The organism is Cochleicola gelatinilyticus (genome assembly GCF_001637325.1).
Lineage (GTDB): Bacteria > Bacteroidota > Bacteroidia > Flavobacteriales > Flavobacteriaceae > Cochleicola > Cochleicola gelatinilyticus.
The window spans coordinates 454,312-478,721 of sequence record NZ_LRXL01000037.1 but is presented as its reverse complement, the minus strand read 5'-3'; the positions used below and the strand labels follow the sequence as shown (position 1 = coordinate 478,721).

Genomic DNA, 24,410 nt, shown 5'->3' with positions numbered 1-24,410 from the left:
TTTGCAAACTATGGCAGAAAATGAAGGTTTTATTGAAGTTTTGGGCGCTCGCGTTCATAATTTAAAGGACATTGATGTAAAAATACCAAGAGAAAAACTGGTTGTAATAACGGGTCTTTCTGGCAGTGGAAAATCTTCGCTGGCATTCGATACCATATACGCCGAAGGGCAGCGTCGTTATATAGAAACGTTCTCTGCTTATGCACGACAATTCTTAGGAAGTCTAGAACGTCCCGACGTTGATAAAATTGAAGGCCTCTCCCCTGTCATTGCAATCGAACAAAAAACAACCAGCAAAAGTCCACGGTCTACCGTAGGGACCATTACCGAAATTTACGATTTCCTCCGATTGTTTTTCGCACGTGCAAGCGATGCTTATAGTTACAATACGGGAGACAAAATGGTAAGTTATAGCGATGAGCAAATTAAACAGCTTATATTATCCGACTTCGACGGAAAAAAAGTAAGTATTTTGGCTCCTGTAATTCGTTCTAGAAAAGGACACTATCGCGAATTATTTGAACAAATAGCAAAACAAGGGTTTCTAAAAGTTCGCATAGATGGAGAAGTAAAAGACCTTACAAAAGGTATGAAGGTAGATCGTTATAAAAATCACGATATCGAGATCGTCATCGACCGCTTAAAAATAGCACAGGAGATCGATAGCGATAAGCGACTTACCGAAACTATTAATACCGCCATGTATCACGGTAATGATGTACTCATGGTTCTGGACAATGATACTGATGAAACACGTTATTTTAGTCGATCACTTATGTGTCCATCGAGTGGAATTTCGTATCCAAACCCCGAACCTAATAACTTCTCATTCAACTCTCCAAAGGGAATGTGCCCCAATTGCAAAGGACTGGGAACCCTCTACGAAGTAAACCTAGATAAACTCGTTCCCGACCCTACTCTTTCTATTAAACAAGGAGCCTTAGCACCACACGGACCTCAAAAAAACAACTGGGTCTTTAAACAATTACAGTTAATCGCTGATCGATTCGATTTTAAACTAAGTGATCCATTTTCTACTCTTCCAAAAGCAGCAAAAGAAATGATCTTTTCTGGAGGAAAAGAAAAATTTGAAGTTGAGTCGAAAACGTTAGGCATTACTCGAAATTATAACATCGATTTTGAAGGCGTCGCGACGTTTCTTCAAAACACGTTTGAAGCCAATGAATCTAAATCGCTGCAACGATGGGCAAAAGAATACATGGATAAGGTCTCATGTCCAGAATGTGGTGGAAGTCGCCTTCGGAAAGAATCACTTTACTTTAAAGTAAACGGAAAAAACATCGCCGAACTCGCACATATGGATGTGGTAGAACTAGCGGCTTGGTTTCAGAAATTAGAAAAAGAATTAAGCGACACCCAATTGAAGATCGCTTCAGAAATAATTAAAGAAGTTAAAAGTAGATTGCAATTTCTCGTGGATGTAGGACTTACCTATCTCGCACTCGACCGCAGTTCGAAATCTCTTTCGGGAGGAGAAGCACAACGCATTCGGTTGGCCACTCAAATAGGTTCGCAGCTTGTTGGAGTTCTTTATATCTTAGACGAACCCAGTATTGGTTTGCATCAACGGGATAATGAAAAATTAATTCAATCACTGGTGCAGTTACGAGATATTGGAAATTCGGTCATTGTGGTAGAACACGATAAAGACATGATCGAACATGCCGACTACATTTTCGATATTGGTCCGGCGGCAGGTAGACACGGTGGCGAAATCGTTTCAGAAGGAACGCCTTCAGAAATAAAAAAGCATAATACTCTTACCGCAGATTATTTAAATGGAACCCGAGAGATTGAAATTCCGAAGCAACGAAGAGAAGGAAATGGGAAGGTATTATCGCTAAAAGGCGCTACTGGAAACAACCTTAAAAATGTATCGATCGACCTTCCTTTAGGAAAAATGATTGGGGTCACTGGAGTTTCAGGAAGTGGGAAATCTACTTTAATCAACGAGACCCTCTACCCTATTCTAAATGCACATTTTTTCAATGGTGTAAAAAAACCCATGCCTTATAAAAAGATCGAAGGGTTAGAACATCTTGATAAAGTAATCGATATCAATCAGTCACCCATTGGAAGAACACCCCGTTCGAACCCTGCAACGTATACAGGTGTTTTTTCAGAAATACGTAGCTTGTTTGCTAAAATACCAGAAGCACTTATTCGCGGTTATAAACCAGGACGATTTAGTTTTAACGTAACTGGGGGACGATGCGAAACGTGTAAAGGTGGTGGTTTGCGAGTGATCGAAATGAACTTTCTTCCCGATGTATACGTAGAATGTGAAACCTGCCAAGGAAAACGCTTTAACCGAGAAACACTAGAGATTCGCTACAAAGGGAATTCGATCTACGATGTATTAGAAATGACTATCGACGAGGCATGTGATTTCTTTGAATCTATTCCGAAGATCTTCCGAAAATTAAAAACTATTCGTGATGTAGGACTGGGTTATATTACCTTAGGACAACAATCTACAACCCTCTCTGGTGGAGAAGCACAGCGCATAAAATTAGCGACCGAACTATCTAAAAGAGACACTGGAAATACATTTTATATTCTTGATGAACCCACTACGGGACTTCATTTCGAAGACATTCGCGTACTCATGCTTGTGCTTAATAAACTGGTAGCCAAAGGAAATACAGTACTTATTATTGAACACAATCTCGACGTAATTAAAACCGTTGATCACATTATAGATATTGGTCCCGAAGGTGGAAAAAAAGGAGGAAAAGTAATGGCTGTAGGAACCCCAGAGGAAATCATTAAAAACAAAAAAAGCTACACGGCACGCTTCCTTAAAAAAGAATTACTTTAGCCAATTGCCGCTAATTCTAATCCTAAACTGTAAAACCATTTTAGGAAACTTAGCTTTTAAACTATTAAACTTTTGAATTGTACACATGAGAAATGAGCTTACACCAAAAAACTGGAATCAAGTAAAAACAAACGACTCTTGGGCGATCTTTAAGATCATGGGGGAATTTGTAAATGGATATGAGAAAATGAGCCGAATTGGTCCCTGTGTTTCTATCTTCGGGTCAGCACGTACCAAACCAGATAATAAATATTACAAATTAGCAGAAAGTATTGCGAAAAAAATTACCGAAAACGGATATGGCGTTATTACTGGCGGTGGTCCCGGTATTATGGAAGCGGGTAATAAAGGAGCACATCTTGCTGGAGGAACTTCGGTTGGATTAAATATTACACTACCCTTCGAACAGCATGATAATCCCTATATAGATAGTGACAAGAGTATCGATTTTGATTATTTCTTTGTTAGAAAGGTGATGTTTGTGAAGTACTCACAAGGTTTTGTAGTGATGCCTGGTGGATTTGGAACATTAGACGAATTTTTTGAAGCTTTCACATTAATACAAACACACAAGATCGATAAATTCCCGTTAATCCTAGTGGGAAGAGAATTTTGGAAAGGGCTCATGGATTGGATTAAAAGCACACTGCTTGAAATGAATAACAATGTAAGCCCCGAAGATTTGGATTTGGTTCACGTGGTTGATAATGAAGATGAAGTTCTTGAAATTTTAAATGATTTTTACGACGAATATAATCACAGTCCAAACTTTTAAAAAAGACTACTCCCCTGTATGTTTAAAAATATAGCAATTACCCTATTCTTAGGTATTTCCATTTCTGCAAGTGCGCAAGATACGATCAATACCATGTTCTATAACCTGCTCGAATTTCCGGAAGCACTACCAGGGGCACGAGAACAGATTTTGCAAAATATTTTAAACCAATACGAACCCGATCTCTTTATGGTGTGTGAATTGCAAAGTTCACAAGGAGCAAACCTAATATTGAATACTTCTTTAAACGATTCGGGAAACCGATATTCACGAGCTTCATTTGTGCCGAATACTTCTGGGGAAGCAAATCTGCAACAATTAATATTTTTTAAGAACGATGTGTTTTCGTTAGAAAATTCTGAAATATTACAAACTTCTGTTCGAGATATTAATCATTACCAACTGAAGCTAAATACTGCAAATCAACAAGCCGAACCTGTTTTTCTTTAAGTATTTGTTAGCCACTTAAAATCAAGTCAAGGTCCAGATAACAGAGCGCTACGTTTAGACATGGTAAATACATTTACCCAACGATTAGAAACCCTAGACCCCAACGCTTTTGTACTATTTGCAGGAGATTTTAATGTCTATACTTCTAACGAGCCCGCCTATCAAGAATTACTCGATCCTACCAATACGATTGTAATGATCGACCCCATAGATACGCCCGGTTCCTGGAATAATAATATCGACTTTCAAGACATTCATACACAAAGTACTCGTATAAGTTCGGGGCCTTTTGGCGCAGGTGCTGGGGGTGGTCTAGACGATCGTTTCGATTTTATCACCATCTCACAGAACATGACCTCGAATCCGAAATTACGTTATGTGGAAGGTAGTTATAAAGCCTTCGGAAACAACGGTAATTGTTATAACAATAACATTAGTGATAGTTCTTGCGTAGGAGAATTTTCGCAGTCTCTTCGGAATAGTTTGTACAGCATGAGTGATCATCTTCCAGTGGTTATGCAGTTGGAAACTGAAGAAGATATTTTATTAAGTACCATTGCGTTTGAAGGTTCAGAAATTGAGGTCAAACTAAGAGCTTCAGTCGTATCTACAGAAGTAGAAATTGAAATCCCTTCAGAAGTAACACAACCTATTGCAGCTACCATTTACAACGTTCTAGGACAGAGTATATTAAAAAGAAGTTCAGTACATTCAGAAAATATTAAGATCGATATTTCACATTTTGCAGAAGGAGTTTATTATATTCACACCAACCTTCCCAACCAGCAAACCCTAAAATTCATAAAATCTTTTTGAAGTTAACCTCATACATATTTGTTATTATTTGTGGTATTGCATGCTCTGTATCGGCGCAACAACCCATCACGATCAACGCGGTATTAGATCCAGACTCTAAGACAATTGCGATAGAACAAGAAATTGTTTTCAGAAATAATTCTACCGTAGTCTTAGACACACTTTATTTTAATGATTGGGCGAATAGTTTCTCTAACAAAAAAACCCCACTAGCGAAACGCTTTGGTGAAAATTACGATAGTTCTTTTCATTTTGAAAAAAACGATGATCGTGGAAATACAACCATACATACTGTAATCGATACCAACAATAGTCCTTTGGTATGGGAGCGTGGCGACGAGGTAGACATTTTAAAAATTGCGCTTCGTAAAGGATTAATGCCTGGAGAAAAAGCAACGTTTACGATATCGTATACTGTAAAAGTTCCCGATGTTAAATTTACACGCTTTGGGGTTGACAAGGATAACAACTATAGGCTTCGGTATTGGTATATTTCTCCTGCCGAATACGACTATGGTTGGGAAGCCTACAGCAATAAAAATACAGATGATCTTTATTTAAAACCTTCAGAATTTAATATCACATTTACCGCTCCCGAACGCTATTTACTTACTTCAGAATTGGATGAGATTTCTCAGGAAGTAAACAAGGGAATGAGAACTACTCAGCTTCGCGGAAACGACCGGATGAAAGCGATTTTGTTTTTAAATAAACAACCTATTTTTGAAACTATTAAAACAGATAAAGTAGCTATTGTAACTAACAGAAAAGATGCGAAGGTATCCCGTGAAATGCAAGCTTTGTTTACAGATAGAGTGGTTCATTTCTTAGATGAAAAATTAGGCAGCTATCCTTTTAAAAAATTAATTGTAAGTGATGAGGCGTACCGAAATAGCCCCGTTTATGGTCTTAATCAATTGCCCGATTTTATTAGTCCGTTTCCCGACGGGTTTGAATATGATATGGAGCAACTTAAAACCATTACTCGCTCTTATTTAGAAAATACACTCGCATTGCACCCACGGGAAGATGCTTGGTTAATTGGTGCCTTACAAATTTATTTAATGCGCAATTATGTAGATGTTCATTACCCAAAAATGAAGATTATCGGGGATTTAAGTGACTTTTGGATCATTCGGTGGGCACATGCTGCCGATTTAGAATTCAACGATCAATACCCGCTGCTTTATTTAAATATGGCGCGTAATAATTTGCACCAAAAGATAACCACGCCGCGTGATTCGTTGACAAAATTCAACAAGAATATTGCCAACGATTATTATGGAGGTTCGGGGTTGATCTACCTTGCAGATTATCTTGGAGGAGACACGCTCGATAAAAGTATAAAATCATTTTTTTCTGAAAATAAAACAACTCCAATTAAATCGTATGCGTTTCAGCGTGCTATTGAAGAAAATACCACATTACCTGTCGATTGGTTTTTTGAAGATTATACCGCATCACGAACTACGATAGATTTTAAAATAAAGAAGGTAGCTCGCAGAGGAGATTCTTTAGAGGTTGAAATTAAAAACTTAAAAGGCAATACGCTGCCCGTTTCCCTCTATGGAATCAACAAAGACAGCATCATTTTTAAAACGTGGTCGCGTCCTATTTCAAACAATGAAATAATTACAGTTCCCGCTAAAGATGTAAGAAAGTTAGTTCTTAATTACGAAGGAAAGATCACCGAATTTAACCAAAGAAATAACTACAAAGCCGTAAAAGGATTGTTGAATCGCCCCATACAATTTAGGTTGTTTCAAGATGTGGAAGACCCAGCATACAACCAATTGTTTTTTATGCCAATCTTTGAGTATAATTTATACGACGGACTTACCGCAGGAGTTAAACTATACAATAAAACCGTTTTACCAAAAGGACTTCATTACAAACTGGAACCTCAATTTGGGTTCCGCTCTAAAACTTTGGTAGGAAACGGATCGGTCGTTTATACTCAGCGACTAGATCAAGACCGATTGTATTCAATGCGTTACGGACTTTCAGGTAGTTATTATAGTTACGATGAGAATTTATTTTACAAACGTTTTACTCCATTTATGACGTTCGCCTTTCGCAATCGTGATCTCCGTGATAACGAAAAGCAGTTTATTAATATTCGAAATATTAATGTGTTGCGAGATGAAAATCCTAATGATCCAGATCAAGACCCTAATTACAGCGTTCTCGATGTGCAATATGTTTATTCGAATCCGAATCTTATTAACTATTTTCGAGGAGAAGTTGATTATCAAGTTTCGTCTAAATTCAGTAAAGTTTCTGCAACTTTTGAGTACCGTAAATTGTTTAACAACAATAGACAATTAAATCTAAGAATGTACGCAGGGGCTTTCATCTTTAATGACACTCAAAAAGATGGCAACTTCTTTAATTTTGCATTAGACCGCCCAAGTGATTATTTATTCGATTACAATTACTACGGAAGAAGTGAAGATACTGGGTTGTTTAGTCAACAACTTATTGTAGCGGAAGGTGGATTTAAATCGCAACTGGAGCCTGCTTTCGCAGATAGTTGGATCACTACAATTAATGCCAGTACCAATATATGGAAATGGATCTATGCCTATGGGGATGCAGGTTTAATTCACAACAAAGGTACAGGGACACAAGCAGTTTTTGACAGTGGGATTCGTCTAAGCCTAGTGGCCGATTACTTCGAATTGTATTTCCCAATGTATTCAAATCTAGGGTTCGAGCCAAACCTTCCCGATTATGATCAAAAAATTAGATTTATTGTTACTCTGAGTCCAAAAACACTTTTAAGTCTTTTTACAAGAGAGTGGTATTAAAGCATCTAAGTGAATGCTCTAATAAACAATATAAAGCTAATTATATTTCTTAGTGTAACATTAGGGTTTGCTCCTTTTTTCCCAGGGCCACCTATCTGGGCAAAATTAAAATGGATCGTGGGAGGCGCGAACAGTATGGATGCTGCAGACTAGTTCGATGTAATGTGACACGGATTTCCTTTTTTACTATTGGGAAGATGGATTCTTTTAAATTATAACAAGTTAAAAAGAGCATCTTAGTTTTTTTGAAATATTACTATTAATTTCTGGATTCTCATTTTCGATTCTTAGAAAAAGGTACATTAAGCCTAAATTATTTTTTATATTATCAGTAAACTATAAATTTCACTAAGAATTAACTAAAATTTTAACGTTGCTTTGCTTCGTGTTTTTAGCTATTTTTACAACAAATACTTCCGAATATGCAAACAGACCCAAAGACCAATACCGAACTTTCTTTTGAAGACTTTAAAGCACAAGTGATAACCGATTATAAAATCGCTGTTACCAGTCGTGAATGTAGCTTATTAGGGCGTCGGGAGGTGCTAACGGGAAAAGCTAAATTTGGAATTTTCGGAGACGGTAAAGAAGTGCCACAACTTGCTTGGGCGAAAGCTTTTCAAAACGGTGATTGGCGAAGTGGGTACTATCGCGACCAAACCTTTATGATGGCAATTGGGAAGTTAACTATCGAACAATTTTTTGCTGGTTTATACGGTCATACCGAATTAGATTCAGATCCTATGAGTGCTGGAAGACAGATGGGAGGTCACTTCGCAACACATAGTTTAAATTCTGACGGAAGTTGGAAAAATCTTGCAAATCAGAAGAACAGTAGTGCAGACATCTCCCCTACTGCAGGACAAATGCCGCGTTTACTTGGATTAGCGCAAGCATCTAAAATTTTTAGAAACGTTAAAGGCATCGAAAACAAGACAAACTTCTCAATTAATGGAAACGAAGTAGCGTGGGGAACCATTGGGAATGCAAGTACTAGTGAAGGATTATTTTGGGAGACTATCAATGCTGCAGGGGTTTTACAAGTACCTATGGTGATGAGTGTGTGGGATGATGCGTACGGAATTTCTGTTCATGCGAGACACCAGACTACCAAAGAGAATATATCGGAGATTTTAAAAGGGTTTCAACGCAACAAAGATGAAAACGGATATGAGATCATGCGCGTAAAAGGTTGGGAATATCCTGCCCTTATCGAAACCTATCAGAATGCCGGAAAGATCGCTCGGGAAGAGCATGTCCCGGTACTAATTCATGTTCAAGAACTTACACAACCACAGGGACATTCAACCAGTGGATCGCACGAACGCTATAAAAGCGAAGATCGTCTAGCGTGGGAACGCGAATACGACTGTAATGTACAAATGCGCTTATGGATGCTAGCCAACGATATGGCTACCGAAGAGGAACTTATCGAAATAGAAAAAACTATTAAGAAAGAGGTTCGTGAAGGTAAAAAAGCAGCTTGGGAAAAATTTCTAGCTCCTCAAAAGCAAGAACAAAAGGAAGCCGTTACATTATTAGGAAATGTTGCTGAAAGCTCCCCGAATAAAAATTTTATTGAAAAAATAAAAAATGAACTTGCTTCGGAAAAAGAACCGCTTCGTAAAGACGTAATCTCTTCCGCTAGAAAAGCGTTACGCTATGTAATTGGTGAAAATTCTACTGAAAAGAAACAGCTTCAAGAATGGATTGAAAATTATTTTGAGATCATTCAACCCAAATACTCATCAGATCTTTATTCTGAAGCCGAAGAAAATGCGACAACAGTTTCCGAAGTAACACCAACATACGACGAAGATGCTGAAGAGGTAGATGGAAGAGTAGTATTGCGAGATAATTTTGATGCTATTTTTAGTAAACATACCAATACATTAATTTTTGGTGAAGATGCAGGAGAAATTGGTGATGTAAATCAAGGTCTTGAGGGAATGCAGGAGAAATACGGGGAGTTGCGAGTAAGTGATACCGGAATTCGAGAAGCTACCATTTTGGGTCAAGGACTAGGAATGGCTATGCGTGGCTTACGCCCTATTGCTGAAATACAATACTTAGATTATGTATTGTATTGCCTTCAAATTATGAGCGATGACCTGGTTACTTTACGCTACCGTACCAAAGGGGCACAAAAAGCTCCTTTAATTGTTCGTACACGAGGACATCGATTGGAAGGGATCTGGCATAGTGGATCGCAAATGGGTGGTCTAATTCATTTATTACGTGGTATGTATATTTTAGTACCTCGGGACATGACCAAAGCAGCTGGATTTTACAATACACTTTTAGAAACCGACGAACCAGCATTGGTAATCGAATGCTTAAATGGATATAGACTCAAAGAAAAAATGCCTACTAATTTAGGAGAATTTAGAACTCCTATTGGTGTTGTTGAAACCGTTAAAGAAGGAACCGATATTACATTAGTTTCCTACGGAAGTACGCTTCGCATCGTTCTAGAAGCTGCCAAAGAATTACAACAGGTAGGAATAAACGCTGAAGTTATCGATGTACAATCGCTACTTCCTTTAGACCTAAATCACGAGATGGTAAAGAGTGTGCAGAAAACAAACCGCTTATTAGTAATCGACGAAGATGTACCTGGAGGCGCTTCTGCTTATATTTTACAGCATATTGTAGATATTCAGGGTGGCTATAAATATCTTGACAGTAAGCCTCAGGCATTGGCTGCTAAAGCACATCGCCCAGCATATGGAACCGATGGAGATTATTTTTCTAAACCTTCAATCGAGGATGTCTTTGAAACTGTTTATGGTATTATGCATGAAACGAACCCTTCTAGTTTTCCTAAACTAAGATAGCATTCAGTAATTTAGAAGGAAACTTTTTGAGCGAGAGAAAAACAAAATGGGTAAATAGTTTCAAAAAAAAACAGATCCTTTAAATTATTTTCCTACATTAGCAATTCAATAAGCAACAAAAAAACAAGTAGATGTTAGTAAACGTATCAAATAATAATAATTATATGCCTTAACAAAAACTTGTCGAGATATATAAGCCTGTCAAGTTTTTTCTTGACAGGCTTTTTTTTTGTAGCTATAAGAAAATGTTTTTTAGAAAATCAACTTTAACCAAATAAAATCAAGAATTATGTGTGGAATTGTATGTGCTTTTCAGCTAAAAGAATCTAGTGAACAACTAAGACCTAAGGTGTTATCAATGGCTAAATGTATTCGTCACCGTGGACCAGATTGGAGTGGAATATTTAATAATGAAAAAGCCATTATGGCTCATGAGCGTTTGGCTATTGTGGATCCAACATCGGGGAAGCAACCTTTGTTTTCGGAAAATAAAAATCTTGTTTTGGCGGCTAATGGCGAAATATATAACCATTTGGAATTAAGAAAAGAATTAAAAAAACCGTATCAGTTTCAGACCAAATCAGATTGTGAGGTAATCCTTGCACTTTACAAAGAAAAGGGTGTTGATTTTTTAGATGATCTTAATGGTATTTTTGGATTTGCATTATACGATGTTGAAAAAGATGAATATTTAATTGCTCGTGACCATATGGGTATTATTCCGTTATATATGGGATGGGATCAAAATGGAACATTTTATGTGGCTTCAGAATTAAAAGCACTAGAAGGAGTATGTACCAAAATAGAATTATTTCCTCCAGGACACTATTTACACAGTCGGGATGGTGAGTTAAAACGATGGTGGAAACGTGACTGGATGGAGTTTGACAACGTTGCAGAAAATGAAACTAGTATTTCAGATCTTAGAGACGCATTAGATGCGGCAGTTCACAGACAATTAATGAGCGATGTACCTTATGGAGTACTTCTGTCTGGGGGTCTGGATTCGTCTATCACCTCTGCTCTGGCTAAAAAATATGCTGACAAACGAGTTGAAACTGGCGACAAAGATAGTGCATGGTATCCACAGTTACATTCCTTTGCTATTGGTTTAGAGGGTTCTCCAGATCTTGCCGCTGCACAAAAAGTGGCAGATCATATAGGTACGGTGCATCACGAGGTGAAGTTCACGATTCAGGAAGGTATCGATGCCATTCGAGATGTTATTTATCATGTCGAGACGTATGATATTACTACGATTCGTGCCAGCACACCTATGTTTTTGCTTGCGAGAGCTATTAAAGCTATGGGTATTAAAATGGTTTTAAGTGGCGAAGGTGCCGATGAAATATTTGGAGGGTACCTGTATTTCCACAAAGCCCCTTCTGCAAAAGATTTTCATGAAGAGAACGTTCGGAAATTAGATAAACTACACATGTACGATTGCCTTCGTGCAAATAAATCGCTAGCTTCTTGGGGTATTGAGGGACGTGTGCCTTTTTTAGATAAAGAATTTATGGATGTCGCAATGCGTTTAAATCCTAAAGATAAAATGATTGTTACAGGAGCGAAAGCAGATGGACCTAAAACCAAGCAAGCTATGGAAAAGTGGGTGTTACGAGAAGCTTTTGGGGATATGCTTCCTGAAAGTGTAGCATGGCGACAAAAAGAGCAATTTAGTGATGGTGTTGGTTATAGTTGGATCGATACATTAAAAGAAATGGTAAACCAGCAGGTTAGTGATGATCAAATGGCAAATGCACAATACCGCTTCCCTATCCAAACACCCACAAGTAAAGAAGAATTTTATTATCGTTCTATTTTTGAAGAGCACTTCCCGAGTGATGCAGCTGCGCTAAGTGTACCTAGTGTACCTAGTGTAGCGTGTAGTAGTCCTGTAGCATTGGCATGGGATGCAAGTTTTCAGAACATGAACGACCCAAGTGGACGGGCTGTTGCAAATGTTCATGATGAAGCATATGCTAAATAATTTTTATAAAACGGTGTTGTAGAAATTAACGGCACCGTTTTTATATGAATTCTTCTGAAAGTATATTGCTTTAATTTTTATTAGGAATTAGTTTTCAGAATCGTCTTTTAAATTTTCTAAAAATGCTTTCTGAAATCTTTTAACAACCCCATTAGACCATAATTTCCAATAGGGAATTGGAGTCATATGTACTTGATACCATGTAGTGTTTTCAACCTTTGTTTTTTTGGACGAAAGCTCCGTTAATTTTACCGCTCCCTTAATTGAAACAAAGTAACCAAATAAGTGTGTTGGAGAAATTTCCCAAAAAGGATTGTTTTCTGTCATATGTATAGGAGCCTCTTTGGTATTAAACTCAACTATATAAGGGGGATCCCATTTAGAAACCGCTTGTAAGTAACTTCCCGTAGTAAAATTATATTCACGAATAGCACCTATACCTTCGCTTTTAAATTGAGAACTTTTAGGATACGCTATTCCTAATTTATCTAACAATAGATCGGGTTTAGAGAATTGGGAGCCTTTTATTGCGTTGCCCCAAACTTTCTCTATAGAATTTTCTATTACGATAGTTGACGTAACTGGAATAAGATCTTCTGTATAATTTACATAATCGAGTGTGAAAAAAGCAAATATATATCCTACTATAAGTGCTAATATAATTTTAGGGTTGTTTATATTCCTAATGTTGACGCGGTGAACTAAGACAATACCCAAGAGCGTTGAAATAATGAAAAGCGGAAGAGACATTAAAATACATACAATTCCTTCAATACCTAACACAAGAAGTGCAATACAAGCAATGAATAAAGCTATAAATCCCATCATATAAGATTCCTTTTTAGTAACTGTAACTCTATTCGACACTATAAATGAAGGAAGAAAACCTAATAATAGTGGAGCTAATAAAAACAAGGTCCACCCATAGTTCTCAAAAAACTCTATTGAAAGATACCCCAATACATAAACTATTAATATAGAATATAGTATCGCTAAGAAAAAATGCTTTTTCAATGCTAAATAATAATTAAATAGATAAAATGCAAAATTAATTAAAAAAACAAAACTGTAATACAATTCCTACATTTAATTTTTAAAGCGATAACTACTCAACCAACACTAGTTAAGTACAAGTGTAAGAACCTACTGTTAATAATGATTAAAGTAGTATTAAGGTCACGTTAAACAGTTACTTATAAAACTCTTTATACAGTATCTTGCTAATATGGAAAAAATATTAGTAGCAGGTGCAACAGGCACTACCGGAAGAAAAATAATCACCTTATTAAAAAATTCATCGAATTACGCTCCTGTAGCAATGATTAGAAAAGATTCTCAGAAAAAGGATTTTGAGCAGCAAGGAATTGAAACGGTGATGGGAAATCTTACTGAAGATATTTCACATACCACAAAAGGAATAGACAAAGTAATCTTTGCAGCAGGCTCTGGTGGTAGCGATGTTGTTAACGTAGATCAGGAAGGTGCTAAAAAATTAATTGATGCGTCGAAAAAAGAACGAATCTCAAAATTTGTTATGTTAAGTTCTATGGGAGCAGATCAACCTCAAGGAGAACTTAAAGAGTATCTACAGGCAAAACAAAATGCAGATCAATATTTAGATATTAGTGGATTGACCTTCAGCATTGTGAGACCAGGATCTTTAACTAATGAAGAAGGAACAGGAAAGATTCAACTTGAACAAAAACTAAACCAACAAGGAAGTATTCCTAGACAAGATGTAGCACGTACTTTGGTTAAAAGCCTAGACATGAATGTCGCAAAAAATCAGGCATTCGAAATACTATCTGGAGAAAATAAAATTGAAAATGCGGTAGAAGAATTCCAGGTCCGGTCATAAATCTCAATTTTTTAAAAAAAAGTCGAAAGCCTTCTTGTTTTCGACTTTTTTTTAATCATTTATTTACTTTAAAAATTCTGATATTTTTAAAACTATTAAACTATCCGGTAACGAAAAAAAAAATCATACCAATAATTAAAAAAGCACAAATACTTTTAAAGTGCTTTTATGATGTAATAGTTAGGTATTGCAAAATAAATTTTTATCTTACCCGAAGCGACCTTAACCAATTTTGGCATTGGCGCATTTAAAAATACCTTATGGATTTTACCAACCCGTTAGTTTACGGCGTTCCTTGTTTTTTAGGCTTTATTGCTTTAGAACTTACTTACAGCAAAAAATTTGACGATAAATATCTTTACAAATGGAAAGACCTAACTGCCAGCTTATTGTTAGGAATTGGTTCTGTTTTTCTCGGAGCATTGATTAAGGCAGTTTCTATGATCTTTATTTTTGTGTTTGCTTATGAAATTTTTAATCCACTTGTGGATGGAGTTCGAACTAACATTTTAGGATATGAGTCTTTTGGTTACGCTTGGTATATTTGGATACTTTGCATGCTTTTAGATGATTTTACGTATTATTGGTTTCATAGACAAAACCATATGGTTCGCTTTTTATGGGCCGCTCATATTGTGCATCACTCTTCAGATAATTTTAATTTAGGGACGGCAGTTCGTAATGGTTGGTTTACAATTTTTTACAAACCCTTTTTTTATGTTTGGATCGTTATAATTGGTTTTCCACCCGAAATGCTCGTAGTGTGTCTAGGAATTGAAGCATTATGGCAATTTCAACTTCATACAAAATATATAAAAAACCTTGGTTTCTTAGAGCACTTTGTAAATACCCATACCATGCATCAAGTGCATCATGCTAGTAATATCGAGTATATGGATAAAAATCATGGTGGTTTTTTAAACATATTCGACAGAATTTTTGGTACATGGAAAGAGCTAGACGAGAATGTAGCGATTTCGTATGGAGTATCTACTCCACCAAATTCTTATAATCTCTATGTTATTTTAACTCATGAGTATAAGAATATTTGGGAGGACACTAAAAAGTCTAGAAATTGGTACCATAAATTCATGTACATCTTTGGACCTCCAGGGTGGAGTCATGATGGAAGTACACTAACCATAAAACAGATTCGTAAAGAGCTTAAGTTAGCTGCTTAGTAAAGTAAATTCATTTCACATGTTATCACGAATTTATTTACTAATTATAGAAACTAAGGCAACCATTTTTTATCGAAATTAGGCTTTCTTTTTTCTAGAAAAGCATCACGTCCTTCTTTTGCTTCTTCTGTCATATATGCCAATCGCGTAGCTTCTCCAGCAAAAACTTGTTGTCCAACCATACCGTCATCGGTAAGATTCATTGCAAATTTTAGCATTTTAATAGAAGTTGGCGATTTCGCTAAAATTTCCTGTGCCCATTCGAAAGCGGTCGCTTCTAATTCTTCATGTGGTACTACGGCATTCACCATTCCCATTTCAAAAGCTTCTTGTGCACTGTAATTCCTTCCGAGGAAAAAGATCTCACGAGCTCGCTTCTGCCCTACCATCTTTGCCAAGTAAGCACTTCCGTAGCCACCATCGAAACTAGTTACATCGGCATCGGTTTGTTTAAAAATTGCATGTTCTTTACTTGCCAAAGTCATATCGCACACCACATGCAAGCTATGTCCACCTCCTACAGCCCAACCAGGAACTACGCAAATCACAGCTTTAGGCATAAAACGAATCATTCGTTGAAGATCAAGAATGTTTAAACGATGATACCCATCTTCTCCTACATATCCTTGATGTCCCCTAGCTTTTTGGTCTCCCCCACTGCAAAAGCTATACACCCCATCTTTAGAAGAAGGACCTTCGGCAGACAATAATACAACTCCAATACTTGTATCTTCCTGCGCATCGTGAAATGCATCTAATAATTCTGAAGTTGTTTTAGGTCTAAATGCATTTCTTACGTCTGGTCTATTAAATGCTACACGGGCCACCCCATTAGCCTTTTTATACGTAATATCTGAATATTCTTTAACTGTTTTCCACTCAGGTGCGTTCATATTTTGTAATTTTAGCCAAAGATACTAATTCCCTCGAATGCACACATTTTATACTCTTATACAATGAAAAATCTTTTCTTTCTCTTCGGAATCTTTATGATTTCAATTACTGTCTCTGCACAACAACCTTATACATTTACTACCGAAATCGACCTTGAGGCTACTCCTGTTATTAGTCAAGGACGTACTGGTACTTGTTGGAGTTTCTCTACTTCTTCTTTTCTGGAGTCTGAAATTATAAGGCTCACCGGAAAGCAAATCGATTTATCTGAAATGTATACAGTACGCCATACGTACCCGAAAAAAGCCGACAATTACGTGATGCGACAAGGTAAGGCTCAATTTAGTGAAGGAGGATTGGCACACGATGTACTAAATTCTGTTGCTGAGTTTGGTCTTGTACCTCAAAGTGCTTATAGTGGATTAGAAGTTTCAGAAACAAAACACAATCATGCAGAGTTAGTCGCTATATTAAATGCAATGTTAGACACATATATTGACAATCCAGGAAAACAGCTCAGTAAAAAATGGCGGACGGCTGTAAATGCTGTATTAGACGTATATCTTGGGACAAATAAAAACGCAATGTCTTTTTCTTTTGAAGGTGTTCAATATACCCCTGAGAGTTTTTTAAAAATGACCAAAATCAATCCTGATGATTATGTTTCGGTAACTTCATTTACACATGCGCCTTTTTATTCTGAATTTATTTTGAACATTCCCGATAATTGGAGCTACGGAAGTTTTTATAACGTTCCTCTCGATGAAATGATTGCAACGATAGATCATGCGCTTCAGAAGGGGTATACGGTAGAACTAGATTGCGATGTAAGTGAACGCACTTTTTCTTCAAAAGATGGTGTAGCGGTTATTCCGAAGCATTCAGAAAACAATATTAAAGCATTGCAAGGCGTTTATCCAGAAATGATGATATCACAAGAATATCGACAAGATAAGTTTGAGAGTTTCGATACCACCGATGATCATCTAATGCACGTTACTGGAATGTTACGCGACCAAAACGGTATAAAGTATTATAAGGTTAAAAATAGTTGGGGCACAGATGAGTCTAGAAATGCTAACGGTGGATTTGTTTACTTCAGCGAAGCATATATGAAACTGAAAGCGATTAGTATAACTGTACATAAAGATGCTATTCCGAAGAGTACTCTAAAAAAATTAAGCCTATAGTCATGTTTGGTTCATTTGTTGTTACATTTATTTCAATGAAAAAACTGCTTCTTTTACTTCTATTACTTCCGTCTTTTGCACTAGCGCAATACGACTTTGACACTCGTTATTTCACTATTGAAGCTGACGCATTACCCGATATAGAATCGCTTACTAACTTCAGTTTAGAAAAAGGACCTGCTTTTTCTGAAAAATTACCCACCTTTAATTTAATGACCCGAACCACTTTTTGGCAACCAGTAGATATGGTTGGCGCAATAGGAGAATCCCGAAAATTTATTAGTAGTAAAGTAGAAATTAATCCGGTGAATGCTAAGGTATATGGTTTAAATGGATTTAGTGGATATGCAGATGATGCCGCAAGTGGTGTAGATAACAGTGTTTACAAAGAAGTACGAGGACTAGACTTATTGGGCGACTGCCCACCTTACGGTATTTGTGCGCGATGTGCTCCTTACAGGGTTAATAGGGGTTATTAATTAATTAGTAAGTTAGAACTAAGATTTTTTTATTCGTTTTATTAAAGTAGCTCTATACCGTCATCTTTAATAACAATCTGCTTGTCTTTATAAAGTGTCCCTATTGCTTTCTTAAAACTTTTCTTACTCATTCCCAATTCATTTTTAATCTTTTGGGGATCACTTTTATCATGCAATGCTAAGTATCCCCCTGCAGCTTGTAATTCTTCAAGGATAAAATTTGCATTGGGCTCTATACTTTTATATCCCGGAGGTTGTAATACAACATCGATCTTGTTATCATCACGTACTTTTTTAACGTAGGCCTTCATTCGATCTCCGGTACGAATGTCTTCAAAAATATCATCAATAAAAATTAGCCCTTTATGTACACCATTAATAATCACATTCGCCCCTAAATCTGTAAGATGTGTAACTAAAATATCTACTTTATCGAATTGTGCTAAAGTTACGGTATCATTATTTAAATATCGGTTTGTTTTGCTTGAACCCACCAATCTATTTGTTAGTTCATCAAGATATAAATAAACAATATACCAGTTCCCTATTTTCATGGGACGGGCCTGTTCTTTAAAAGGAACAAATAATTGTTTCTCTAGACCCCAATCCATAAAAGCACCAAATTCTGTTACATCACTACAATGTAAATATCCAAAATTATTAAGGGTAACATACGGCGTTAATGTAGTCGTAATAGGTCTTTCTTCGTTATCTAAATAGGCAAATACCTCTATATCATCACCGATCTCAAAAGTTTCGGGCTTATACTTGTGTGGTAACAATATTTCATTTCCTTCCGCATCACCAAGATATAGGCCTGGCTCGGTTTCTCTTAATATAACAAGGGTATTGTATTGTCCTAATTGAATCATTTTACAAAGGTACAACTTTCAGAAAAGGAAAATACCATTCTTCTATAAGATGAAAAAAAACATCATTTATTTTATCATGAAAATTTAGCTGCTCCAAAATTTTTCTAAAATAAAGCACAAGAAATTTATAATTAAAACACAAAACTAGAAGAAATCACTCGATAATTTTGTTCTTACTCGGAAAATAACAGCTTTTCGTCGAATAATACACGAGATAAAAATTACCTAGTAGCTCGATATAAGATTTTTCCTACTTTTGCCAGCCGAATTAACCAAATCATTAATAAATCGTGAGCAAGAAATTTCCAAAAATTATAAAATCAGAGTTAGCTACAGTTACAATTTGCAAAAATATCGTCGTTTTTGAAGCAAACCCAGATGTATTGGTAACTATTAAATCAAGTATTTCTTTACTAACCCGTTCTCTAATTGAAGTTGGATCTAGACCAATGGTATATATTTCTCATAGAATAAATAACTATGCGGTTAATCCTATCGATTATAAATATTTGGAAAGACTTCCTAACTTAAAAGGAATTGCTGTAGTAGGATATACAAAAATGGCGCAGGAATCTGTAAAGCTTGAAGAAAACTTCTTTAAAAAACCTATTCTCTCATTTTCTACTTTCGATGAAGCTAAAATCTGGGCAGATCAATTAATTTCAAAATCCACTACCGTACTTCACTAAAATAAGTTACTAGTATTTCATCATTGTTCTGTTTAGAAGTATCTATTTCCAATAATTTAGGAACATCAGAGGCATCGAAAAAAGTTGCTAAAGATTTCTGAAGTGATTCCAAACTATTTACATGTTCATATCTAAAATCATACATCTCACAAAGATGTTTGGCTGAAAAATTGTGTTTTGTTTCAAAAAAAGTATCGAACTGACTTACTTTTTTAGCTCCCGGAAGAATTCTGAAAATACCTCCTCCCCCATTATTTATTAGGATTATTCTGAAATGTTTCGGAATATAAGCATTCCAAAGTCCGTTACTATCGTAGAGAAAACTAAGATCTCCTGTTATAAAAACCGTTTGTTCTGAAGCTATAAAAGCAGCTCCAACCGCAGTACTAGTGCTTCCGTCGATACCACTAGTTCCTCTATTACAAAATACTTTAATTGATGGCTTAATTGAAAACAATTGTGCGTAACGAATTGTAGCACTATTGCTTAACTGAAGCTGTATGGCATCTGGCAACCTTTTTACTATTTCAGAAAAAACTTTTAAATCTGAAAATGGGATCGAGTTTAAATAGGTTTCATGTTTTTTAAGGCGGTGTATTTTTACTTGTTCCCAGGTTTTAAAATAAGTGCTAGTATGTTGAATATCTTTGGGCAAAAAGGCTTTAAGAAAATCACCAGGGTTTAATTTAATATGTTCCGTAAGTGAAAAATAAGTGTCGAACGCACGTTTTATATCCACATGCCAATGTTTATTTGGTTTATAGGTTCGAAGAAAAGCTTTTATTTTCTTTGAAACTACCATTCCTCCAAACGTAAGTAAAAGGTCTGGTTGTAATCTTTCGAAGTCTGTGTTATTTAACGGGGCTATTAATTGGTCTATTGCTGGAAAGAAATTCTCATGATATACATTAGAGGTCGTTTCAGTAAATACAATCACTCTGGGGTCTTTTGCTAATTTTTCTAGTGAATCTTCATCGATACTTTCAGGATCTAACACACCTATTAAAACAATAATTCGATTTGCAGCATTCCAAGTATCTAATAATTTTGTTTCTAAAAGGTCGATCGTATTTTTTTCTAATCTTGCTGGCACATGTTGTGGCCGTACCGAAAGTTCTGTGGTAGTATGATAAAGAGGTTCAGAAAATGGAACATTAATATGCACAGGACCTTTTAATTCAATAGCAGTGTTTAGGGCGATATTTATTTCAGTTTCGTTTTTAATTTGATGTTCCGTTCCTTCCATACAATTGGCACTGTACAAAATGTGATTGGCGTACACATTCTCCTGCCTAATTGTTTGTCCGTCACCTATGTCGATTAAGTGTTGTGGTCGATCGGCAGAGATCACTACTAAGGGAATATTGCTATAAAAGGCTTCTGCGATTGCAGGGTAATAATTTAGTAATGCCGACCCAGAAGTGCATACTAATGCGACTGGTCTTTTTAGTTGTTGTGCCATTCCCATTGCAAAAAAAGCGGCGCAACGTTCATCGATAATACTAAAGTTCTTAAATTCGGGATGTTCTGTAAAACCTATGGTAAGCGGTGCATTTCGAGAACCAGGTGAAATAACAATGTGATCAATCTCTTTGATTAAGCAAAGTTGGGTAATTGTTTGCGACAATACTTTATTAGAAAAAGTCATAGGCTATAAAAATACGAAGAGAATAAGAAAGATTAAAGCATTGGTTGTACTACCTGCATCATAGTGCCAAGTTTATGTTGTGTTTCATTCCATTCATCCTCTGGAATCGATGCGGCAGTAATTCCTCCACCTACATAAATAGTTATTGTGGTATCTGTAATCTTCATACATCGTAGATTAACAAATAGTCGTCCGCTCTGAGAAAGTTGATCGATTGGCCCTAAAAAACCCGTATAATATTCTCTTTGGTATTTCTCTCTTTCAAGAATAAAAGATTTGGCTTTCTTTTGAGGAGTTCCACAAACTGCAGGTGTTGGGTGTAAGGTCCCAACAATGGTTGCAAGATTTGTTTTACCATTTTTTAATACGCCCGTTATGTCTGTTTTTAAATGAGCGAGAGATCCTGCTTTTTGAGTATACGTTTTAGAGAGGCGTACAACAGAAGTGACCCGTTGTAAACTCTGCACTATGGCATCGGTAACCAATTGTTGCTCATCGATCTCTTTATGAGTCCAATCGGGCGGCCTTTTTTCATTAATTTTTCGAGTTCCAGCAAGTGCCATTGTTTTAAACGAAATTCCGTTTGTTTCTAATAATGTTTCGGGCGTGGCACCACACCATAAATCGGTTTTAGGATGAAACCATATATACCTTAAAGCTCCGGGGTATAATTGCAATAATCGTTTTAATAAAAGTGATAATTGTAACGGTTTAGAATTAAGAGTGTGAGGTCGAGAAGTAACTATTTTTTTAGCCTTTTTTCCACTAATTTCAGTCATAGCCGCACGAACTAACTCGAGGTAGGCTTCTTTTTCTATATGGTCCTCAGAAGCTGTTATTGTATATTCTTCAATAGTTTCTTTCTGAAAGGAAACTTCACTACAGTCACATTTAGAAACGGGCATGCAAATTGCTTCTCCATTAAAATCGAAAGGAGCAAATACAAAACCATTTTCTGAAAAATCGTTCGTTGTATACAAAGTACTATCTTTTTGAAGATACACTTGTATATTATCACTTTCTGGTGGACAAAAAAGTACGAATGGTTTACGATCTTTATAATGATTTTCAACCTGCTGCACTAAAGAGTTGTAATTCATATTATTTTTGAAGCGTAAGAGTTGTTAATTTTACCATAGATACAAGTGCTCCTTCTTCGTTTGTAATCTTTATATGCCATAATTGTGTCGTTCTACCTCTATGAAGAACCTGTGCCGTTGCATATACAAAACCATCTCGAACCCCTTTTACATGATTCGCAGAAATTTCAATGCCGCGAATATTTATGTTTTTAGAATCTAAAAAAATAAAAGCTCCCGCACTTCCTACACTTTCTGCCAATGCAACCATTGCACCGCCATGCAATACACCGTCTGGCTGATGAACTTTTGGAGTTACTGGCATTCTCGCCACGATAGTATCGTCTGTAACATCAATAAAATCAATATCTAATGTTTCCATTAAAGTGTTCTTACACATTTTTTTACATGCATCAAGAATTTCAGATTTAGAATACTTCATAGGTTTCGTTTACATTTGTAAAAATACAAAACCCCAAATACAATGGCTTCAGAAAAGCAAGTTTCTTATACTTCTACTAATACCTATTCAGAATTAAATAATTATACCGATAAAACTAAGAATGTCTGGTTGGTATTTCATGGAATGGGATATTTAAGTCGGTATTTTATTCGTTATTTTTCTAATCTAAATCCTGAAGAAAACTACATTGTGGCTCCTCAGGCTCCGTCTAAATATTATCAAGGTAAAAACTTTAAACATGTAGGTGCAAGCTGGTTAACTAAAGAAAACACTAAAACTGAAACAAATAATGTACTCGAGTATATTGACCGAGTTTATGAAACCACTATTACAAAGCAACCCGTTCGTTTTATTATTCTTGGGTATTCTCAAGGAGTATCGATCGCAACACGTTGGATAGCAAGCAGAAAAATTTTGTGCAATCACCTAGTTCTTCATTCGGGCGGAATACCCATAGAGTTAACCGCCAAGAATTTTACTCATTTAGATACTACTACCACGGTTACCTACTTGTATGGAGATAACGATGAATATATAACAGAAGCTAAAAAAACAGAAGAATCTTTAAAAGCAACTCATTTGTTCTCAGACCGCTTGGAAATTCGCGTATTTAAGGGTGTACATGAAGTTAACGTAGCCTACATTAATGAAATAGCGTAATAAAATTACTACAAATTTGTGTATTTCATCGAATATATTTGTTCTTTAGAGGTAAAACGCTTTATTTTACATTAAATTGTAAGAATAATCTTAGCCTCCAAATTATGAAAAACACACTACTTACCCTTGTTGCATTATTAGCTTCCACACTTATGTATGCAGAAGTTCCTCAAAAAGAAAAACAAGCTCTTATTGATTTTTATATTGCCACCGATGGTGAAAATTGGGTCAACACATGGGAGCTCAATGAACCTGTAGAAAATTGGCAAGGGGTTACAGTTGAGAATAATACAGTAACGGGTATTAGTCTTTTATTTAATAAAATAAAAGGTACGCTACCTGCATCTATTGGCGATCTTGAAAATTTAAAAGTATTAGAACTTTCATTTAATGAAATTAGCGGAAGCTTACCAGAATCTATTGGGAAATTAACTAAATTAGAATTATTAGCTTTTAATGGAAACTTTCTAACTGGAATTATCCCTAGCTCGATTGGTAATTTAGTTAATTTAAAGCAATTACATTTAAGCAGTAACCAATTAACTGGCACTTTACCTTATTCATTAAATAATTTAAAAAACATTATTGTATTTAATGTGTTCGATAATAAACTATATGGTTCTTTACCAGAAGATCTAGCGACAACACAAAGCTTACGAGAGGTTATGATTGCAGAAAACAACTTCGATAATACAAACATATTTTCTATTGTAATGCTCTCCAACTCTGGCGTAGCATTGGATTTAGAAAAACCTGCCATTCAAAAAGTTGGCAATTCAGTGATCGCTATCGAAACACCAGATGACGAAAATTAATTTCCTTTTTTAAGTATATAACCACCTGTTATATTTTTAACATTTAAAAATGTTTTCGTTAT

At 36.0% G+C, this 24,410-nt stretch carries 21 protein-coding genes; 15 read left to right on the top strand and 6 right to left on the bottom strand.

Translation table 11 applies throughout. The annotated features are described in order from the left end of the window. Nucleotides 1-10 precede the first annotated feature (10 nt). The 8 genes from uvrA (at nt 11) to asnB (ending at nt 12,520) form a co-directional block, all read left to right on the top strand. The gene (uvrA, locus tag ULVI_RS09760; protein WP_068592259.1) at nt 11-2,842 is read left to right on the top strand and encodes an excinuclease ABC subunit UvrA; all 2,832 of its coding nucleotides are present in this window, start codon (nt 11-13) and stop codon (nt 2,840-2,842) included. Nucleotides 2,843-2,927: 85 nt separating this feature from the next. Beyond that, a complete protein-coding gene (locus tag ULVI_RS09755; RefSeq protein WP_068592257.1) occupies nt 2,928-3,617 on the top strand; it encodes an LOG family protein in 690 nt (229 codons plus the stop codon). Between the two features lie 18 nt (nt 3,618-3,635). Then, entirely contained in the window at nt 3,636-4,067 is a 432-nt protein-coding gene (locus tag ULVI_RS09750; RefSeq protein ID WP_068592255.1) for a hypothetical protein, read from the top strand. Between the two features lie 60 nt (nt 4,068-4,127). Beyond that, nucleotides 4,128-4,883: a T9SS type A sorting domain-containing protein gene (locus tag ULVI_RS09745; protein ID WP_068592253.1), complete on the top strand. Its 756-nt coding sequence runs from the start codon at nt 4,128-4,130 to the stop codon at nt 4,881-4,883. Next, a complete protein-coding gene (locus ULVI_RS09740) occupies nt 4,880-7,693 on the top strand; it encodes a gluzincin family metallopeptidase (protein WP_068592251.1) in 2,814 nt (937 codons plus the stop codon). The genes ULVI_RS09745 and ULVI_RS09740 overlap by 4 nt, the downstream gene beginning before the upstream one ends. Nucleotides 7,694-7,702: 9 nt before the next feature. Then, nucleotides 7,703-7,846: a hypothetical protein gene (locus tag ULVI_RS15445; RefSeq protein WP_157632605.1), complete on the top strand. Its 144-nt coding sequence runs from the start codon at nt 7,703-7,705 to the stop codon at nt 7,844-7,846. A gap of 269 nt (nt 7,847-8,115) precedes the next feature. Beyond that, nucleotides 8,116-10,530, top strand: coding sequence for an alpha-ketoacid dehydrogenase subunit alpha/beta (locus ULVI_RS09735; protein ID WP_068592250.1), 2,415 nt, complete (start codon nt 8,116-8,118; stop codon nt 10,528-10,530). A gap of 289 nt (nt 10,531-10,819) precedes the next feature. Next, nucleotides 10,820-12,520 carry an asparagine synthase B gene (asnB, locus tag ULVI_RS09730; RefSeq protein WP_068592248.1) on the top strand — a complete coding sequence of 567 codons (1,701 nt, stop codon included), beginning with the start codon at nt 10,820-10,822 and terminating at the stop codon, nt 12,518-12,520. A gap of 87 nt (nt 12,521-12,607) precedes the next feature. Here the strand turns inward: asnB and ULVI_RS09725 are convergent, their stop codons facing one another. Then, nucleotides 12,608-13,534, bottom strand: coding sequence for a hypothetical protein (locus tag ULVI_RS09725; protein ID WP_157632604.1), 927 nt, complete (start codon nt 13,532-13,534; stop codon nt 12,608-12,610). A gap of 211 nt (nt 13,535-13,745) precedes the next feature. Here ULVI_RS09725 and ULVI_RS09720 point away from each other — a divergent pair, with 211 nt between their 5' ends. Both ULVI_RS09720 and ULVI_RS09715 read left to right on the top strand, forming a co-directional pair. Beyond that, nucleotides 13,746-14,378, top strand: a complete 633-nt coding sequence (locus ULVI_RS09720; protein ID WP_068592244.1) for an SDR family oxidoreductase — start codon at nt 13,746-13,748, stop codon at nt 14,376-14,378. Nucleotides 14,379-14,638: 260 nt separating this feature from the next. Next, the gene (locus ULVI_RS09715) at nt 14,639-15,559 is read left to right on the top strand and encodes a sterol desaturase family protein (RefSeq protein ID WP_068592242.1); all 921 of its coding nucleotides are present in this window, start codon (nt 14,639-14,641) and stop codon (nt 15,557-15,559) included. Between the two features lie 53 nt (nt 15,560-15,612). Here ULVI_RS09715 and ULVI_RS09710 read toward each other — a convergent pair whose 3' ends face one another. Beyond that, complete coding sequence (locus tag ULVI_RS09710; protein ID WP_068592241.1) at nt 15,613-16,452, bottom strand: 1,4-dihydroxy-2-naphthoyl-CoA synthase; 840 nt, start codon at nt 16,450-16,452, stop codon at nt 15,613-15,615. 63 nt (nt 16,453-16,515) lie between these two features. On the opposite strand from ULVI_RS09710, the gene ULVI_RS09705 reads away from it, so the two are divergent. Both ULVI_RS09705 and ULVI_RS09700 read left to right on the top strand, forming a co-directional pair. Next, entirely contained in the window at nt 16,516-17,643 is a 1,128-nt protein-coding gene (locus ULVI_RS09705) for a C1 family peptidase (protein WP_068592240.1), read from the top strand. Nucleotides 17,644-17,678: 35 nt separating this feature from the next. Next, complete coding sequence (locus ULVI_RS09700; protein WP_157632603.1) at nt 17,679-18,122, top strand: hypothetical protein; 444 nt, start codon at nt 17,679-17,681, stop codon at nt 18,120-18,122. 41 nt (nt 18,123-18,163) lie between these two features. Here the strand turns inward: ULVI_RS09700 and ULVI_RS09695 are convergent, their stop codons facing one another. Then, on the bottom strand, nt 18,164-18,994 hold the full coding sequence (locus ULVI_RS09695) for a CvfB family protein (RefSeq protein ID WP_068592235.1): 831 nt from the start codon (nt 18,992-18,994) through the stop codon (nt 18,164-18,166). Nucleotides 18,995-19,284: 290 nt separating this feature from the next. Between ULVI_RS09695 and ULVI_RS09690 the strand changes: the two genes are divergently transcribed. Beyond that, complete coding sequence (locus ULVI_RS09690; RefSeq protein WP_068592232.1) at nt 19,285-19,683, top strand: hypothetical protein; 399 nt, start codon at nt 19,285-19,287, stop codon at nt 19,681-19,683. Here ULVI_RS09690 and menD read toward each other — a convergent pair. The 3 genes from menD to ULVI_RS09675 are packed head-to-tail and all read right to left on the bottom strand — an operon-like array spanning nt 19,667 to nt 22,852. After that, nucleotides 19,667-21,331: a 2-succinyl-5-enolpyruvyl-6-hydroxy-3-cyclohexene-1-carboxylic-acid synthase gene (gene menD / locus ULVI_RS09685; RefSeq protein WP_068592230.1), complete on the bottom strand. Its 1,665-nt coding sequence runs from the start codon at nt 21,329-21,331 to the stop codon at nt 19,667-19,669. The genes ULVI_RS09690 and menD overlap by 17 nt on opposite strands. Before the next feature lie 32 nt (nt 21,332-21,363). After that, a complete protein-coding gene (locus ULVI_RS09680; protein ID WP_068592228.1) occupies nt 21,364-22,431 on the bottom strand; it encodes an isochorismate synthase in 1,068 nt (355 codons plus the stop codon). A 1-nt stretch (nt 22,432) separates the two neighbouring features. Beyond that, entirely contained in the window at nt 22,433-22,852 is a 420-nt protein-coding gene (locus ULVI_RS09675) for a PaaI family thioesterase (protein WP_068592226.1), read from the bottom strand. Between the two features lie 42 nt (nt 22,853-22,894). Here ULVI_RS09675 and ULVI_RS09670 point away from each other — a divergent pair, with 42 nt between their 5' ends. Both ULVI_RS09670 and ULVI_RS09665 read left to right on the top strand, forming a co-directional pair. Continuing rightward, nucleotides 22,895-23,533 (top strand): alpha/beta hydrolase, encoded by a 639-nt coding sequence (locus ULVI_RS09670; protein ID WP_068592224.1) that lies wholly within the window; start codon nt 22,895-22,897, stop codon nt 23,531-23,533. A 104-nt stretch (nt 23,534-23,637) separates the two neighbouring features. Further along, nucleotides 23,638-24,348, top strand: a complete 711-nt coding sequence (locus tag ULVI_RS09665; RefSeq protein ID WP_068592222.1) for a leucine-rich repeat domain-containing protein — start codon at nt 23,638-23,640, stop codon at nt 24,346-24,348. The last annotated feature ends 62 nt before the right edge of the window (nt 24,349-24,410 follow it).